Origin of the sequence: Paenibacillus sp. LjRoot153 (assembly GCF_964253085.1) — a bacterium.
Classification (GTDB): Bacteria; Bacillota; Bacilli; order Paenibacillales; family NBRC-103111; genus Paenibacillus_E.
Genome location: NZ_CAXUQH020000001.1, coordinates 3,803,328 through 3,820,292 on the forward strand (window position 1 = coordinate 3,803,328; position 16,965 = coordinate 3,820,292).

Sequence of the window (16,965 nt, forward strand, 5' to 3'; positions counted from 1 at the left end):
CCCTTAAAGACATGGAGTTATGCATGGAAACGGAGGTCATACAAGTTGGGTCAACCTTTTTATAAAAGAATAGTGCTTAAATTGAGCGGCGAAGCTTTAGCCGGACAGCAGGGATATGGCATTGATTCAGAAGTGATTACCTCCATTGCTCAACAAGTGAAGGATGTTGTAGAGTTAAATGTTGAAGTTGCTATTGTTGTTGGCGGTGGGAATATCTGGCGTGGAATCGCGGGTAGTGAGAAAGGAATGGATCGGGCAACAGCGGATTACATGGGAATGCTGGCTACTGTCATGAATTCACTTGCTTTGCAGGATGCATTGGAAAACCTTGAGGTACCAACAAGAGTCCAGTCCTCCATTACTATGCAACAAGTTGCTGAACCTTACATACGCAGGAGAGCTATGCGCCATCTTGAAAAGGGTAGAGTAGTTATTTTCGCCGCGGGAACAGGTAATCCCTACTTCTCGACGGATACGACGGCTGCCTTGAGAGCTGCAGAAATTGAAGCAGAAGTCATTCTTATGGCCAAAAATAAAGTGGATGGTGTATATTCGGCTGATCCATTCAAAGATCCAACAGCGAAGAAATTCGAAACGTTAACCTATATGGAAGTTATAAGCAATAACCTTGGTGTCATGGACTCCACTGCATCTTCCCTTTGTATGGATAACAACATTCCGTTGGTTGTGTTTAATATCACGGAAAAAGGGAATATCAAACGAGTGGTCCTTGGCGATAAAATTGGGACTACAGTTAAAGGGAGCGTATAAACCATGCCTCAATCAGTGAAGAAGAACGCAGAAGATCGGATGGACAAAGCAATTGGAGCGCTAAGAAGAGATTTGACTTCTCTTCGTGCGGGACGTGCAACGCCTTCGTTATTAGACCGTATTCAAGTGGAATACTATGGCGCAATGACGCCTGTTAATCAATTAGCTAATTTGACAACACCAGATTCACGTACTCTTCTCATTCAACCATGGGATAAGAGCTCTATGTCTTCTATTGAGAAGGCAATTATGAAGTCGGATTTAGGCTTAACACCATCGAATGACGGAATCGTTATTCGTATTGTTATTCCTGCATTAACAGAAGAGCGTCGTAGCGACTTGGTGAAAATGACGAAGAAATTTGGCGAAGAAGCCAAAATCGCAATTCGTAATATTCGCCGTGATGCAAACGACGAAATTAAAAAGCTTGAGAAAGCAGGTATTTCTGAGGATGAGTCCCGTAAGCATCAAGAGGACATTCAGAAATTTACCGACAAATTCGTAGCTGAAGTTGAGAAAGTTTTGGCTGCTAAAGAAAAAGAAATCATGGAAGTATAAGATAGATATGCCCCCGGGTAATCATTTGCTGGGGGTTTTTCATCTTTCCCTAGTTGGGAGGAACAACTGTGCTCAAGCTATTTAAGAAATGGTTAAATCCAACACGTATGCCAGAGAATGGAACAACTGAAATAGAGCTGGACAAAGTACCTGCGCACGTTGCGATTATTATGGATGGAAATGGTCGATGGGCCAAACAAAGAGGCTTGCCTCGTGTAGCGGGCCATCATTCGGGCATGAAAAATGTAAAGAAGATTACTATGGCAGCGAATGATATTGGTGTCAAAGTATTAACCATGTATGCTTTTTCCACTGAAAATTGGAAACGCCCGAAAGAAGAAGTCGAGTTTCTAATGAAGCTGCCTCAAGAGTTTTTCCCTTTGGAAATTGAAGAATTAATTCAGAACAACGTGCGTATTCGAATGACCGGTTGGAAAGATGGTCTACCTGACTATACGTTGAAAGCTATAGAAGGTGCGATCGAGCGAACGAAAGATAACACGGGTCTTATTTTGAATTTTGCTTTAAATTATGGCGGACGTAAGGAAATCATTACAGGTGTTCAGGATATGATGAAGGATCTGCAAAACGGAAACTTGAACCTGGATGAGTTAGACGAGTCACTCTTTTCATCCTATATGTTAACGTCAGATTTACCTGACCCCGATTTGTTGATTCGTACGAGTGGAGAATTGCGATTGAGCAATTTTTTACTATGGCAATTAGCGTATTCGGAATTATGGTTCACAGATGCCTATTGGCCAGAATTCACAGAGGACTTATTTATGCAAGCCATTGCTGAATATCAGCGCCGCGGAAGAAGATACGGCGGTATTTAACATCTGATTGTGTAATCGTTTTTCACTAAATGGGATGGCTTAGAGATAGACGTTGTTCATCTAGGGGGATTCAACTTGAAACAAAGGATCATAACTGGCGTTATTGCCGGTCTTGCATTTATTACACTTTTAATACTTGGTGATTTGTGGTATGCAGGCTTAATCGTACTCGTTTCGATAATTGGTTACCGCGAGTACTTACAAATGAATGGGTATATGCCATTTAAACTTACAGCTGTTGCTGGGCTCTTAGCACTTCTATGTTTAACGATCCCATGGGGATTGTTAGGTATAACATGGACATTTTCGTTTACAGCTGTTATTTGGTTTGCCATGTTTTTGTTGCTTTTCATTACAGTAGCTTCCAAGAACAAAATAACGATTGATCAAGTTTCTGTGATTTTACTAGGTGTCGTTTACATTGGGTTTGGTTTCAACTATATGATCGAGGCTCGCCTGGCGGATAATGGATTGTTCTGGACGATCATGGTGTTCGTTTGTATTTGGGCATCCGATGCAGGTGCTTATTTTGTCGGTTCGAAGTTAGGTAAGCACCCTCTATGGCCACAAATAAGTCCTAAAAAGTCGATCGAAGGAGCACTGGGTGGAGTAGTTATTGCGATGATATTGGCAGTATGCTTTGCTTTGTACGCACCGGATCTCTTAAGTGTAGGGAAAGCACTATTATTAGGATTTGTTATTGCTGTAGTAGGACAAATTGGTGATTTAATTCAATCCGCATATAAGCGTGTTAAAGGAATTAAAGACACGGGAACTCTGCTGCCAGGTCATGGTGGCGTACTCGATCGGATGGATAGTTGGTTAATTGTTTTCCCCTTTATCTATCTGCTCAATTTGATTCCTAACTAATTCTCATGAGCGGAGTTGAACATATGAAGAAAATTGCCATCTTGGGATCAACAGGATCCATTGGTACTCAAACCTTGGATCTTGTCCAACATTCGCCAGAAAAGTTTCAAGTTGAAGCGATATCAGCTGGGTATAACAGTGATCTTGTCGTTGAGCAGGCTAAACAATTTCGACCTAAGCTCGTGTCTGTTGCTACGAAGGAATTGGCCGAAACTGTTGCTAGTCAAATTCCATCAAGTATTAAGGTTCTTTATGGTGAAGCTGGATTGTTGGAGGTCGCTGCTGGCACAGATGCGGATTTACTTGTAAGTGCACTAGTGGGGAGTCAAGGTTTAAGACCAACATTAGCCGCTATTGAAGCAGGTATAGATATTGGACTAGCTAACAAGGAGACTCTAGTGAGTGCGGGTCACATTGTAACTGAAGCCGTTTCTCGTAAAGGGGTTGCCTTATTACCTATTGATAGTGAGCATTCTGCGATATTTCAATGTTTGAATGGTGAGAAACGTTCTCAAATTGCTCAAATTACGATTACGGCTTCAGGCGGCTCATTCCGTGATCGCATGCGGGAACAATTAGTTGGTGTTACCGTGGAGGATGCACTGAAGCATCCGAATTGGTCGATGGGTGCAAAAATCACGATTGACTCCGCTACGATGGTGAACAAAGGTCTTGAAGTCATGGAAGCACATTGGCTTTTCGGGTTGGCTTATGAGGATATCAAAGTGTTGCTTCATCCTGAAAGTGTGATTCACTCTTATGTTGAATTTGTCGATCATAGTGTCATCGCTCAGTTAGGAAATCCTGATATGAGGGTTCCCATTCAGTATGCGTTAACGTATCCAGATCGTTATCCAACTCCAACAACAAGATTAAACCTAGCCGAAATCGGTAAACTTCATTTCCGTGAGATGGATTATACACGATTTCCTTGCTTGCGCATGGCATTTGAAAGTGGTAAACAAGGTGGAATTACACCAACCGTGTATAATGCTGCTAATGAAATTGCGGTGGCTCGTTTCCTTAAGGGTGACATCTCATTTCTACAGATTGAGGACATTATCGAAGCATCTTTGCAAAAACATGAGCCATATGCTAACCCAACAATTGAGGTTATTCACGAACAAGATCAATGGGCTAGATCGTTTGCAGCGTCTATCCGTTTCTAAATGTCAGGAAGAGATGAGGTCAGCTTGCATGGCTCAGCTCTTCTTTTCAATTTCCGACAGCGAGTTTGTAAAGCAAAGTCTAAATATTTCACATAGTTCGTATAATGACCTGTGCGGGCATAGCTTGTATTCGGCCGTTCAATAGTGGTAATCTAAGAACAAGAACAGCTGATCTGAAGTAGATGCTTAGAAGGTAGGCTCACTTACCGAAAGCGTCGGGTCATTGCTACTACATAAGGTAGTTTTCTGAAGAAAACCCGAAGGAGGAAATACGACTTGTCGGCTATTGAAGTTGGGTTAAAGGTTATTCTGCTGTTTTTCGTTCTTGTTACGATTCATGAATGGGGTCATTTTTACTTTGCAAAACGTGCAGGTATTTTAGTTCGTGAATTTGCGATTGGCTTCGGTCCCAAAATATTTTCATATAAAAAAGGGGAAACCCGTTATACGTTAAGGATTTTACCGATTGGTGGATTTGTTCGTATGGCAGGGGAAGACCCGGAAATTGTCCAAGTAAATCCTGGACAGACGGTTGCAATTAAATTAAACAAACAGAATGAAGTTACATTTTTATATCTTGATCAATTAGATCGTCGTTCTAACGTCATCATGGGTGTCGTGGAACACATTGATTTAGAGAGAGCTCTCCGCATATCCCTTGATGTTGACGGTGAGAAAGTGACTTATCCGATTGATCCGCAAGCCATGATGGTGACGAAGGGGACAGAAACGCAAATAGCTCCTTATGATCGTCAATTTGGCTCTAAATCCGTTGGGAAACGTGCCATTGCTATCGTTATGGGACCAGTCATGAATTTTATCTTGGCCATTGTCTTGTTCTTCATTGTGGTGATTATGTCTGGTGTCTTCACGAATGTGAAACTGGATTCTGTTCTTGCAGGCAAAGCAGGTGAGAAGTCAGGTCTGCAGAAGGGCGACATCATCATGTCCATTGATAAGCAGCCTATAGGGGATGATCGGGAGAAACTCGTTACCTCGATACAATCTTCTGCAGGGAAGCCCATGACATGGGTGATAGATCGCGCAGGTAATCCAATTACACTTCAAGTAACACCAGAAATGGAAGCAGGAGCTGGGAAGCTTGGTGTTGTCATTAGCGGTGATCGTAGAAGTGCAACGTTGGGGGAAGTATTTACAGGGACCTATGATCAGGTTGTGGGTACAACCATTGGAATCGTAACAGGTTTGCAAAAACTGGTTATGCTTCAATTCAAATTAGATGATCTCGGGGGTCCTGTGAGAACAGCTCAGGTATCTGCTGAATTTGCTAAAATGGGACTGACTTACTTAATTTCTTGGGCAGCCACATTAAGCTTATATCTAGGTATTTTTAATTTATTACCAATCCCTGCGCTAGATGGAAGCAGACTGCTTTTCATGGGCTTAGAAGCATTGAGAGGGAAACCGATAGACCCGAACCGAGAGAGTATGGTTCATTTTGTTGGTTTTGCACTCCTAATGCTGTTGATGGTCGCTGTTACATACAATGATATTTTACGATTGATTAAGGGTTAGTCCTAATCTGTGGGAGGGTTTATGTCAAACGATAAGCAATTTGTCAAAGAAATTACACCGCAAGGAGAAGATTTCTCCCGATGGTACATAGATGTTATTAAGAAAGCAGATTTAATGAGCTACTCCCCGGTTCGTGGGTGTATCGTGTTTAAACCGGATGGTTATGAAATTTGGGAAAATATTCAGCGTGAGTTGGATAGCAAATTTAAAGAAACGGGTCATCGCAACGCATACTTCCCGTTGTTTATCCCAGAGAGCTTTTTCCAAAAGGAAAAAGAGCATGTCGAGGGCTTTAATCCAGAACTTCCGTGGGTCACTGAGGCAGGTGGAGAGAAGTTAGAAGAGCGTTTGGCTATACGTCCTACGTCCGAAACGATGATTGGGCACATGTACGCCGAATGGATTAACTCCTATCGTGATCTTCCATTGTTAATCAATCAATGGGCAAACGTAGTTCGTTGGGAGAAACGTACGTTGCCGTTCCTCCGTACAACTGAGTTTTTGTGGCAGGAAGGACATACTGCGCATGAAGATGAGCAAGATGCTCGCCGTGAAACGATGCAAATGCTAGATGTCTATCGTCAATTTGCGGAAGATTTCCTAGCGATTCCAGTAATCGTAGGACAAAAAACGCCATCTGAGAAATTTGCAGGTGCCATAGATACATTCTCCATTGAAGCTATGATGAAGGATGGCAAAGCTGTTCAAGCAGGGACATCACATTATCTAGGAACGAATTTCGCAGTTGCCTTTGACATCAAATTCTTAGATCGTGAGAATCAACACCAATTTGCACATACAACTTCATGGGGAGTTAGTACGCGATTAATTGGCGCACTTATCATGGTTCACGGGGATGATCGCGGATTAGTGCTACCACCGAAGGTTGCACCTACGCAAGTCATCATGATTCCAATTGGACCTCCCAAAACACGTGAACAAGTAATTGGGCGCGTTGACGAGCTGTTTGCGGATCTGAAGAAAGCTGGCGTTCGCGTTAAAGTGGATGACCGTGCTGATCAAAGTCCAGGTTGGAAATTCAATGAGTACGAAATGCGCGGCGTTCCTATTCGTGTAGAACTCGGTCCTCGCGACATGGAAAATGGTGTAGTTGTTCTCGTTTCTCGCGTAAGTGGAGAAAAGAAAATTATTCAACAGTCGGACTTCGTGCAAGAAGTTCAAAATTTACTTGCTGAGATTCATCAGCAGATGTATGATAAAGCGAAGCAATTCCGTGACGAGCATTATATTGCGGTAGATACGATCGATGAATTTAAGACATTTTTGGAGACGAAACGCGGATTTGCCTTGGCTGGCTGGTGTGGATCTAACGCTTGTGAATCGCAAGTGAAGGAAGAAACAGGAGCAACAAGCCGTAATATCCCGTTCACACCATCCGAAACCAAATCGACTTGTCTTGTGTGTGGTGATCCTTCCAAGCATACAGTTGTCTTTGGTCGAAGCTATTAATTACAATCAAGGGCATATGGAGGTCTAACTCCATTGCCCTTGGTATGTTTTATGGGGAGGCTGTTCATGAGTAATTTGGCTGATAAACGGAATCGCTTTGAGCTTTTGATGCAGCAAGCCGAGATTCCAGCCGATGTTGTACGGTCATATTTTACAGAAGGCTACATTGATCAAGTAGAAATTAGTCGGAAAAATCGTGACTGGACGTTCTATTTGGTGAAAAATGACCTTGTGCCTCTGAACATTTATCGTTCATTTTGTAAAATGATCCAAGAGAAGTTCGCACAGATCGCAAAAATTCGGTTTATTTGGAAATTTGAACAGACAGAACCTGCTGCTCTCGTTGAGGAGTACTGGGGTTTATTTATGGAATGGTTACAGCGAGAAGTCCCTTCTGTAAATGGTTGGATGTCGAAAGCTAGGTTCGAGGTACAGGGTAATGCACTATCGTTGATCATGTTGGATGCTATAGGACTAGAATTAGCGAAGAAAAAGAATATCGATATGTTTATTCGGAATTTTTTTCATAATTTTTTTCAAACAGAACTATCTGTCAAGTATGCAATAAGTGACACTACAGAAATCGTTGCAGAATATGAGAAATTTGCAAAGCAACGTGAACAAGGTGAAAAAACATATACACAAGAAATCATGATGTCCATCGATATGGAGGAAGAAGAATCTTCTTTACCAGAGGGTGACTTGAAGCTAGTCATGGGCATTGATATAAAGGAAGTTCCAACTCCACTTAAAGATATCCAAGAAGAAGAGAAGAAAATTGCTGTACAAGGTACAGTATTTGGCTTAGATGTCAAAGAATTAAGAAATGGAAATACGTTATTTACTTTTAATATTACGGATTTCAGTGATTCACTAGCTATGAAGGTTTTCGCGAAAACGAAAGACGATGTGAAGATCATGAGTCTACTTGCCAATGGTACGTGGATTCGGGCCAGAGGAAAAGTAGAGTATGATCGGTTCATGCAAATCCCAGAGCTTGTCATGATACCGAATGATCTATACGAAGTGATGGCACCAAGGGATCGTATGGATGACGCTGCTGAGAAGCGTGTAGAGTTTCATTTGCACACAACGATGAGTACGATGGACGCACTGACGCCGATAGACCAATATGTGAAAATGGCGGCCAAATGGGGACATAAAGCAATAGCTGTTACGGATCATAGTAATATTCAATGTTTCCCTGACGCTGGGAAAGCGGCCAAAAAGCATGGCATTAAAGTGATATATGGTGTTGAAGCGAATGTCGTGAATGATTCTGTCCCTATTGTTATGAATGGTCGAGATCTTGACCTGAAACAAGCGACTTATGTTATTTTCGACGTGGAGACCACAGGGCTTTCGGTAATAAATAATCGCATTATTGAGTTGGCTGGCGTGAAAATGCAAGATGGCAAAGAGATTGATCGTTTCGCCACATTCATTAATCCGCACGAGAAAATTCCTTATAACATCCAGCAGTTAACGAATATTAATGATGATATGGTGAAGGATGCTCCAGATATAGAGGACGAGCTTCCTAAGTTTATAGAGTTTATTGGCGATTGCGTGCTAGTAGCGCATAACGCGCGTTTCGATATGGGCTTTCTTCAAGCGAATTTAAAGCGCATGAACCTACCTGAGGTTACGAATTCGGTACTTGATACGTTAGAGCTTGCGAGATTTCTCTTCCCATCTATGAAAAATCATCGATTAAATACATTGTCTGATAAATTTAAAGTAAGTCTCGATAATCATCACCGAGCGATTGATGACTCGATTGCGCTGGGTTATGTGCTTTATCATTTAATTAATGAGGCTAATGATCGTCAGATTACGAGCCTTGCGAAATTGAATGATTATGTAGGTAAAGATTTATCTAATCAGCGTCCATTTCATTGCTGTATATACGCATTAAACCCAGTTGGTAAGAAAAATTTATTTAAACTGATCTCCATGTCTCATACCACATACTTGCAGCGAGCTGCGACGATTCCCAAGAGTGTGTTAGTTGAGCACAGAGAGGGGCTCTTGGTTACCTCTGGTTGTGAAAAGGGTGAGTTTTTCGAAGCTGTACTGAACAAATCAATTGAAGAGGCTGAGCAAGTTTCAGAGTTTTATGACATTCTCGAAATTCAACCAGTTAGCTATAATATGCATCTCGTAGAAAAAGGATTGGTTGGTTCTAAAGAAGATCTAGAGGATGCTGTTCGGCGTGTATGTGAAATCGGTTATAAAACGGGTAAGCCGGTCATCGCGACAGGGAACGTTCATTATCTGAATCCACGTGAAAAAATTTGTCGGGATATTACGATTAATGGAATTACAGGTTTTAGCCCATTGAAATCGATGAAGAAGCCTGACGCACATTTCCGTACAACGAAAGAGATGCTCGAAGAGTTTAAGTTTTTGGGTGAAGAGAAGGCGATTGAAGTTGTCATTCGCAGTACGAATGATCTTGCTGATCGTTTTGAAACTATCGAGCTTTTCCCAGACAAGCTATTCACACCTATTATTGAAGGTGCTGACGAAGAGATTCGTACGACATGTTATAATACTGCGAAAAGTATGTATGGTGAAGAGCTCCCTGAAGTCATTATTGCTCGATTAGAGAAAGAGCTTGTTCCTATTATTAAATTCGGATTTTCTGCCAACTATTTGATTTCAGAACGGCTGGTTAAGAAATCAAACGCGGATGGCTATCTGGTAGGTTCTCGGGGATCAGTTGGTTCCTCTGTCGTTGCCATGATGTTGGGGATTTCAGAGGTTAATCCTTTGCCACCTCACTATATATGTCTTTCCTGCAGGCACAGCGAATGGTTCCTTGACGGAAGTGTACCAAGTGGTTTCGATTTGCCGAATAAAGTATGTCCTTCCTGCGGCGGGAATTTAAAAGGGGATGGGCATGACATTCCGTTCGAAACATTCTTAGGATTTAAAGGGGATAAAGTTCCCGATATCGATTTGAACTTCTCTGGGGTTTATCAGCCGGTTGCGCATAACTTCACGAAGGAGATCTTTGGACCAAAGAATGTATTCCGTGCAGGGACTATCGGTACTGTTGCTGAGAAAACGGCTTTCGGATTCGTGAAGAAATATGAAGAAGAACAAGGCCAGAAATGGCGCGGTGCAGAAATTGCTCGATTGGCTTCAGGCTGTACAGGGGTCAAAAGAAGTACGGGGCAGCATCCAGGCGGTATTGTTGTTGTTCCTGATTACATTGAGGTCGATGATATTACGCCGGTTCAGTTCCCTGCAGATGATAAGAATTCAGAATGGATGACAACACATTTTGACTATCATGCTTTCGATGCGAACTTGCTCAAATTAGATATTCTGGGACACGACGATCCGACGATGATGAGAATGCTTCAGGATTTGACTGGCGTCGATCCAACAACGATTCCAATGAATGATGCCAAGGCCATGAGTATCTTCAATTCCACGGATGCATTAGGCGTAAGACCGGATCAGATTCGTTCGCCGGTGGCTACGTATGGCGTTCCCGAAATGGGTACTAAATTCGTCCGTCAGATGCTTCAAGAAACGCAGCCTTCTTCTTTTGCTGACTTATTGCAAATTTCAGGTTTGTCACATGGAACGGGCGTTTGGTTGGGGAATGCGCAAGAGCTTATCAAAAAAGGGATTTGTAACATTAAGACTGTTATTGGTTGTCGGGATGATATCATGCTTTATCTGATTTATAAGGCGGGAATGGATGCAGGTCTTGCTTTCAAAATTACGGAGAGCGTTCGTAAAGGGAAAGGCTTGACTGACGAATGGAAAGATGAGATGAAGCGTTGTAATGTTCCCGCTTGGTATATTGAATCCTGCGAACGGATTGAGTATATGTTTCCAAAAGCGCATGCTGCAGCTTACGTTATCTCAGCCGTTCGTACTGCTTACTTCAAGGTGTATCATCCGATTGCTTACTATGCTACTTACTTTAGTGTTCGTGCTGCTGATTTTGATCTTGAACTGCTCTGCCAAGGATATGATGCGATTCTCAGACAATTAGTTGAGATCGAAGCGAAAGGTTTCCAAGCTCTGCCGAAAGAGAAAGCCATGGTTTCAATTCTTGAAATGTCTCTGGAAATGACGTCACGCGGCTTCAGTTTCAAGCCGATCGATATCTATCGTTCCGATGCAACGAAGTTTATTATTGATGGCAATTCTTTAATTCCACCGTTTGCTGCGATGTCGGGAATTGGCGAAAATGCTGCTAAGAATATTGCTGCCGCCAAGGAAGAAGGCGATTTCCTATCAATTGAGGATTTCCAGAATAAATCTAAAGCTTCTAAAACCGTCATAGAGCTGCTGACTTCTATGGGGTGCTTCCGTGGTATGCCTGAATCCAATCAGCTTTCCTTGTTCTAAAAATCAGCTGTCAAGTGAAAATGATTAACAAGTTTGCTATTGTAATGCAAAGAATGGTTATGGTATAATTTTTATTGGCAATAATGAGGATATCATCTTGTGATTAAAGAGTGGGGAAACCCACTCTTTACATTTTGATATAGGACTTTTCGGGATACGACAAGGAGAAGTCAATTTAGGAGGTACACATATCTGTGGCTACACAAGAGCAAATCAAATCCATCATTGAGGACATGCTGAAGGATTTTGTTGAACAAAATGGGTTTGAAATCGTTGATATTGAATATGTCAAAGAAGGCAGCAATTGGTTCCTTCGCGTCTATGCTGACAAAGAAGGCGGAATTGATATAGATGATTGCGGCCGCATCAGTGAATACTTAAGTGTTCAATTGGATGAGAAAGATCCGATTACTGATGCTTATTTCTTGGAAGTTTCTTCTCCTGGAGCAGAACGTCCGCTTAAGAAAACTCAAGATTTTTATAAGGCCGTTAATAGTCACGTATTTGTTACCTCGTATGAACCGATCGACGGTTCTAAGGAGTTTGAAGGGTTGTTGCAGTCTTATGACGAGGAAGTACTCGTGATCGAGATTGGTAAAAAGAAAGTCAGCATTCCGGTTGCCAAAGTAGCTAGTGCACGTCTCGCTATCGTATTTTAGTAATCGTTACTTATTGAAGGGGGGGACTCAGTTCAAATGAACACGGATTTTATTGAAGCGCTGTCGGAAATTGAACGAGAGAAGGGTATCTCCAAGGAGCTACTCATTGATGCTATTGAAGCGGCGATGATTTCAAGTTATAAACGTAATTTCAACACGGCACAGAACGTTCGTGTAGATATCAATCGACATACGGGTCTTATTAAGGTTTATGCACGGAAGACCGTAACAGAGGACGTATTGGATCCAAGGTTGGAAATTTCGGTTCATGCTTCACGTGAAATTAATCCGAACTACCAACTGGATGATATTGTTGAAATTGAAGTGACGCCTCGTGATTTTGGACGTATCGCAGCACAAACTGCTAAACAGGTTGTAACGCAACGTATCCGCGAAGCCGAGCGTGGCTTAATTTATAATGCGTTTATTGATAAAGAAGAAGATATCGTAACGGGTATCCTGCAGCGTCAAGACCAACGTAATATTTATGTTGACCTTGGCAAAGTAGAAGCTGTTCTTCCACTTACGGAGCTTATGCCTACGGATAAGTTCAAACAGGGAGATCGTATTAAAGCTTATATTACGAAAGTTGAGAACACGACAAAGGGTCCTCAAATTATTCTGTCGAGAACACATCCAGGGTTGTTGAAGCGTCTATTTGAGCTTGAAGTTCCTGAAATTTTCGATGGCGTAGTAGAGATTCGTTCCGTTGCACGTGAGGCAGGCTTCCGTTCAAAGATTGCTGTTCATTCTCGTAATCCAGAGGTTGATCCAGTCGGATCATGCGTAGGTCCTAAAGGACTTCGCGTACAAACAATTGTAACCGAGCTGCGCGGAGAGAAAATTGATATCGTTCGCTGGATGGAAAGCGTAGAAGAGTATGTAGCGAATGCGCTAAGCCCTTCTAAAGTGCTTGAAGTTCAGATTCATGAAAATGAAAAAATGGCACGAGTCATTGTACCTGATTATCAGCTTTCTCTGGCAATTGGGATCAAAGGACAGAACGCCCGTTTAGCTGCTAAGCTAACAGGCTGGAAAATCGATATCAAGAGTGAAACACAAGCAGAACAAGAATATGGCAGAGTGAAAACTTACTCGGAAGAGATGCACCAAGATTCAATTAGCATCGATTAAGTTTTTGTTTGGAACAAGGGGTGATCGGAATGAAGCAGAGAAAAATCCCTCTGAGAAAATGCGTTGCCTGTCAGGAAATGATGCCGAAGAGGGAATTGATCCGCGTCGTCAAAACGCCTGAGGATGACATTCTCATTGATCTTAAAGGGAAGAAGTCTGGGCGCGGTGCCTACCTGTGCGGTAAAGTTTCTTGTTTTAAATTGGCAAAGAAAAGCAAAGCCCTGGATAGAGCTCTGAAGCATGCTGTAGGCGCAGACATTTATGACCAACTGGAACAAGATTTCATTCGTGTAGAAGATGAATTCCTTTCTTCGAAAGAGGAGGAGGAATCTGAAGATGAATCCTAAATTTTTAAATCAATTAGGATTAGCGATGAGAGCCGGGAAACTCGTAACGGGTGATGAAGGTGTATTCAAAGCCATTCGCGCGGGTGAGGCCAAGCTAGTTATTATGGCGGAAGATGCTTCTGCTAATACACGTAAGAAATTTCAAGATAAATGCCTATTTTATGGGGTTAAGCTCATGGAAGTCGGTACGAAGTATGAATTGGGCCGCAGCATTGGGAAAGAAATGCGTGTCACCATAGGTGTATTGGACGGAGGCTTCGCGCAGATGCTGCAGAAGAGTCAAGAAAATCCTGCGGAGGTGAAACATATTGACCAATAAACAAGATAATAAAGACAAGACACGCGTGTACGAATACGCGAAGCAGCTCAATATGAGCAGCAAAGAAATTATTACCATTCTCAAACGATTAAATATACCTGTTAACAACCATATGAGTGTTATGGAGAATGACGCAGTTAGCAGTGTGGAAAAGTTTTTTAGAGATATCAAAGCTAATGCAGCTGCCAAACGAGCAGCTACGGACGGAGGAAATGTGAGTTCATCTACGACGAATCAGAATCCTGCATCGCAGGCTCCAGCACAAGAGAATAAAGGTGCAGTAACCCCGGCCGCTAAGCCAGTTACTACTGAGCAACAATCAACTAGTCAACCGACTACATCAACTGGAGCTACGTCTCCACAACAAGGTCAGTCTACACAAAATACGTCAAGTCGCCCACCACAATCACGTCCAAGTGGTCAAAGCAGCAACTACCAAGGAAATCGTCCTAATAATAGCCAAGGCGGACAACGTACGGGCTATCAAGGATCTAATCCAAACGGTGGACGTCCTAGTGGTCAAGGTTCCAGCCAAGGTGGACAACGTACAGGTTACCAAGGTTCCAATCCCGGTGGACAACGTCCAGCAGGCCAAGGTTCTAGCCAAGGTGGGCAACGTACGGGTGGTTACCAAGGTTCTAATCCTGGTGGACAACGTCCTGCAGGTGGAAGCAGCGGTGGATACAACAATAGTGGGCGTCCAGCTAGCCAAGGCTATAGCCAAGGTCAAGGACAAGGCGGAGCACCTCGCACGAATAGTAACTATGCAGGCTCACGTCCGAATCAAGGCGCTGGCGGCGCTGGCGCAAGTAGTGGTCAAAGCGCGAACAGCGGACGTCCACAATCTAGTCCGAATCGCAGTGCTGGCCCTAATCGTCAGTCCAAGCCTTTCGAGAACCGCAACAACAACCAAAGTGGAAGACCGGTTGTTCAAGAAGCTAAACCACAATTTCATGTTGGTGCAACAGCGGCTGAGTTGGATGATGCAGCAGCAAAAGCTGGCGTGATCACAACGAAGAAATCCAAACCAACACCAAAACGTTTTGACGATAATCGATCTGGTGGTAATCGTGGTCCTGGTGGCAACAACAGAGGCAACCAACGCGGAAACAACAGAGGTCGTTACCAACAAGACATGGTTAAGAAAGAAAAAGTGGATAACACACCTAAGAAGATCATCGTTCGTGGTAATATGACTGTTGGTGAGACAGCGAAATTACTTCACAAAGATGCTTCTGAAGTAATTAAGAAACTTTTATTCCTTGGTACAATGGCAACGATCAACCAAGAACTAGATTTGGAAACCATTCAATTGATTGCGACCGAATTTGGTGTTGAAGTTGAAATCAAAATCAAAGTCGAAGAAGATAACTTCGAAACTTTCGAAGAAATCGATGACGAGGCTGATTTGCTCGAACGTCCACCTGTTGTTACAATCATGGGTCACGTCGATCACGGTAAAACAACATTGCTTGATGCCATTCGTAAGACGAGTGTAACAGAAGGCGAAGCAGGCGGAATCACACAGCATATCGGTGCTTATCAAGTTGAAGTTAATCATAAGAAAATCACATTCTTGGATACACCTGGTCACGAAGCGTTTACTACGATGCGTGCCCGCGGTGCTCAAGTTACGGATATTACGATTATCGTTGTTGCAGCAGATGACGGTGTAATGCCACAAACCGTAGAAGCAATTAGTCATGCTAAAGCGGCTGGTGTACCAATCATTGTTGCCGTGAACAAGATTGATAAAGAAGGCGCTAATCCAGACCAAATCAAGCAAGCTCTAACGGCTTATGAGTTAGTTCCAGAAGAGTGGGGCGGCGATACGATTTTCTGCGAAATTTCCGCAAAACAACGTATTGGTCTTGAAAACTTGCTTGAAATGATTTTGCTTGTAGCTGAAGTACAAGAGTACAAGGCTAACCCGAACAAGCGTGCTAGAGCGACTGTTATTGAGGCTGAATTGGATAAAGGAAGAGGTCCAGTAGCTAGAATCCTAATTCAACACGGTACGTTAAAAGTTGGAGATAGCTTCGTTGCCGGTGTATGCTTCGGTCGTGTTCGTGCGATCGTAAATGATAAAGGTAAACGTTTGAAAGAAGCGGGTCCTTCAACTCCGGTTGAAATCACGGGTCTGACAGAAGTTCCACAAGCTGGTGATCCGTTCTTGGCTTATGAAGATGAGCGTAAAGCAAGAGACATCGCGGATCGTCGTGCGATTGCACTTCGTCAATCCGAGATGACAGCTAATTCACGTGTTACACTGGAAGACCTCTTTAAGCATATTAAAGACGGTGAAGTGAAAGAGCTGAATGTGATCATCAAAGGTGACGTTCAAGGTTCTGTAGAAGCACTGAAAAGCTCTCTTGAGAAGATTGAAGTTGAAGGTGTACGCGTTAAGATTCTTCATAATGGGGTTGGCGCAGTAACGGAATCTGATATTATTCTGGCTTCTGCATCCAATGCGATTATTATCGGATTTAACGTTCGTCCTGAGCCTGCTGCGAAAGCAACAGCTGATCAAGAGAAAGTTGATATCCGTCTGCATAACATCATTTACAACGTAATCGAAGAAATCGAGCAAGCGATGAAAGGCATGCTGGATCCAATCTTCAAGGAAGTTGTTCTTGGTCAAGCTGAAGTACGTAATGTATTCAAAATTACAGGTTCAGGAACAATTGCAGGTTGTTACGTAACTTCAGGTAAAATTGCTCGTAATGCACAAACTCGCTTAGTACGTAGCGGAATTGTTGTTCATGAAGGCAAAATTGATTCCTTGAAACGATTCAAGGATGATCAAAAAGAAGTTGCACAAGGCTATGAATGTGGTATATCTCTTGAGCGTTATCATGATATTAAAGAGGGCGACATCATCGAAGCCTTTATCATGGAGTCCGTTGAGAGGTGATA

The 16,965-nt window shown here is 42.7% G+C and carries 13 protein-coding genes; all 13 read left to right on the forward strand.

Going from position 1 to position 16,965, the window contains the following annotated elements; all coding sequences use genetic code 11:
• Positions 1-45 precede the first annotated feature (45 nt).
• Positions 46-771: a UMP kinase gene (pyrH, locus tag ACSQ8P_RS16140; RefSeq protein ID WP_056625013.1), complete on the forward strand. Its 726-nt coding sequence runs from the start codon at positions 46-48 to the stop codon at positions 769-771.
• Between the two features lie 3 nt (positions 772-774).
• Positions 775-1,329, forward strand: a complete 555-nt coding sequence (gene frr, locus ACSQ8P_RS16145; protein ID WP_056625017.1) for a ribosome recycling factor — start codon at positions 775-777, stop codon at positions 1,327-1,329.
• A 68-nt stretch (positions 1,330-1,397) separates the two neighbouring features.
• Positions 1,398-2,168, forward strand: coding sequence for an isoprenyl transferase (locus tag ACSQ8P_RS16150; protein WP_436236086.1), 771 nt, complete (start codon positions 1,398-1,400; stop codon positions 2,166-2,168).
• A 75-nt stretch (positions 2,169-2,243) separates the two neighbouring features.
• Positions 2,244-3,038 (forward strand): phosphatidate cytidylyltransferase, encoded by a 795-nt coding sequence (locus ACSQ8P_RS16155; protein ID WP_436236087.1) that lies wholly within the window; start codon positions 2,244-2,246, stop codon positions 3,036-3,038.
• A gap of 23 nt (positions 3,039-3,061) precedes the next feature.
• Positions 3,062-4,207: a 1-deoxy-D-xylulose-5-phosphate reductoisomerase gene (locus ACSQ8P_RS16160; protein WP_436236088.1), complete on the forward strand. Its 1,146-nt coding sequence runs from the start codon at positions 3,062-3,064 to the stop codon at positions 4,205-4,207.
• 276 nt (positions 4,208-4,483) lie between these two features.
• Positions 4,484-5,743, forward strand: coding sequence for an RIP metalloprotease RseP (gene rseP, locus ACSQ8P_RS16165; protein ID WP_436236089.1), 1,260 nt, complete (start codon positions 4,484-4,486; stop codon positions 5,741-5,743).
• 21 nt (positions 5,744-5,764) lie between these two features.
• A complete protein-coding gene (gene proS / locus ACSQ8P_RS16170; protein WP_436236090.1) occupies positions 5,765-7,213 on the forward strand; it encodes a proline--tRNA ligase in 1,449 nt (482 codons plus the stop codon).
• A gap of 66 nt (positions 7,214-7,279) precedes the next feature.
• The gene (locus tag ACSQ8P_RS16175; protein WP_436236091.1) at positions 7,280-11,590 is read left to right on the forward strand and encodes a PolC-type DNA polymerase III; all 4,311 of its coding nucleotides are present in this window, start codon (positions 7,280-7,282) and stop codon (positions 11,588-11,590) included.
• Positions 11,591-11,784: 194 nt separating this feature from the next.
• Complete coding sequence (gene rimP, locus ACSQ8P_RS16180) at positions 11,785-12,249, forward strand: ribosome maturation factor RimP (RefSeq protein ID WP_436236092.1); 465 nt, start codon at positions 11,785-11,787, stop codon at positions 12,247-12,249.
• A gap of 36 nt (positions 12,250-12,285) precedes the next feature.
• On the forward strand, positions 12,286-13,383 hold the full coding sequence (gene nusA, locus ACSQ8P_RS16185) for a transcription termination factor NusA (RefSeq protein WP_068662546.1): 1,098 nt from the start codon (positions 12,286-12,288) through the stop codon (positions 13,381-13,383).
• 29 nt (positions 13,384-13,412) lie between these two features.
• Positions 13,413-13,730: an RNase P modulator RnpM gene (gene rnpM / locus ACSQ8P_RS16190; protein WP_056625035.1), complete on the forward strand. Its 318-nt coding sequence runs from the start codon at positions 13,413-13,415 to the stop codon at positions 13,728-13,730.
• A complete protein-coding gene (locus ACSQ8P_RS16195; RefSeq protein WP_239696555.1) occupies positions 13,720-14,049 on the forward strand; it encodes a L7Ae/L30e/S12e/Gadd45 family ribosomal protein in 330 nt (109 codons plus the stop codon). The genes rnpM and ACSQ8P_RS16195 overlap by 11 nt, the downstream gene beginning before the upstream one ends.
• Positions 14,039-16,963 carry a translation initiation factor IF-2 gene (gene infB, locus ACSQ8P_RS16200; protein WP_436236093.1) on the forward strand — a complete coding sequence of 975 codons (2,925 nt, stop codon included), beginning with the start codon at positions 14,039-14,041 and terminating at the stop codon, positions 16,961-16,963. Before ACSQ8P_RS16195 ends, infB begins: the two co-directional genes overlap by 11 nt.
• The last annotated feature ends 2 nt before the right edge of the window (positions 16,964-16,965 follow it).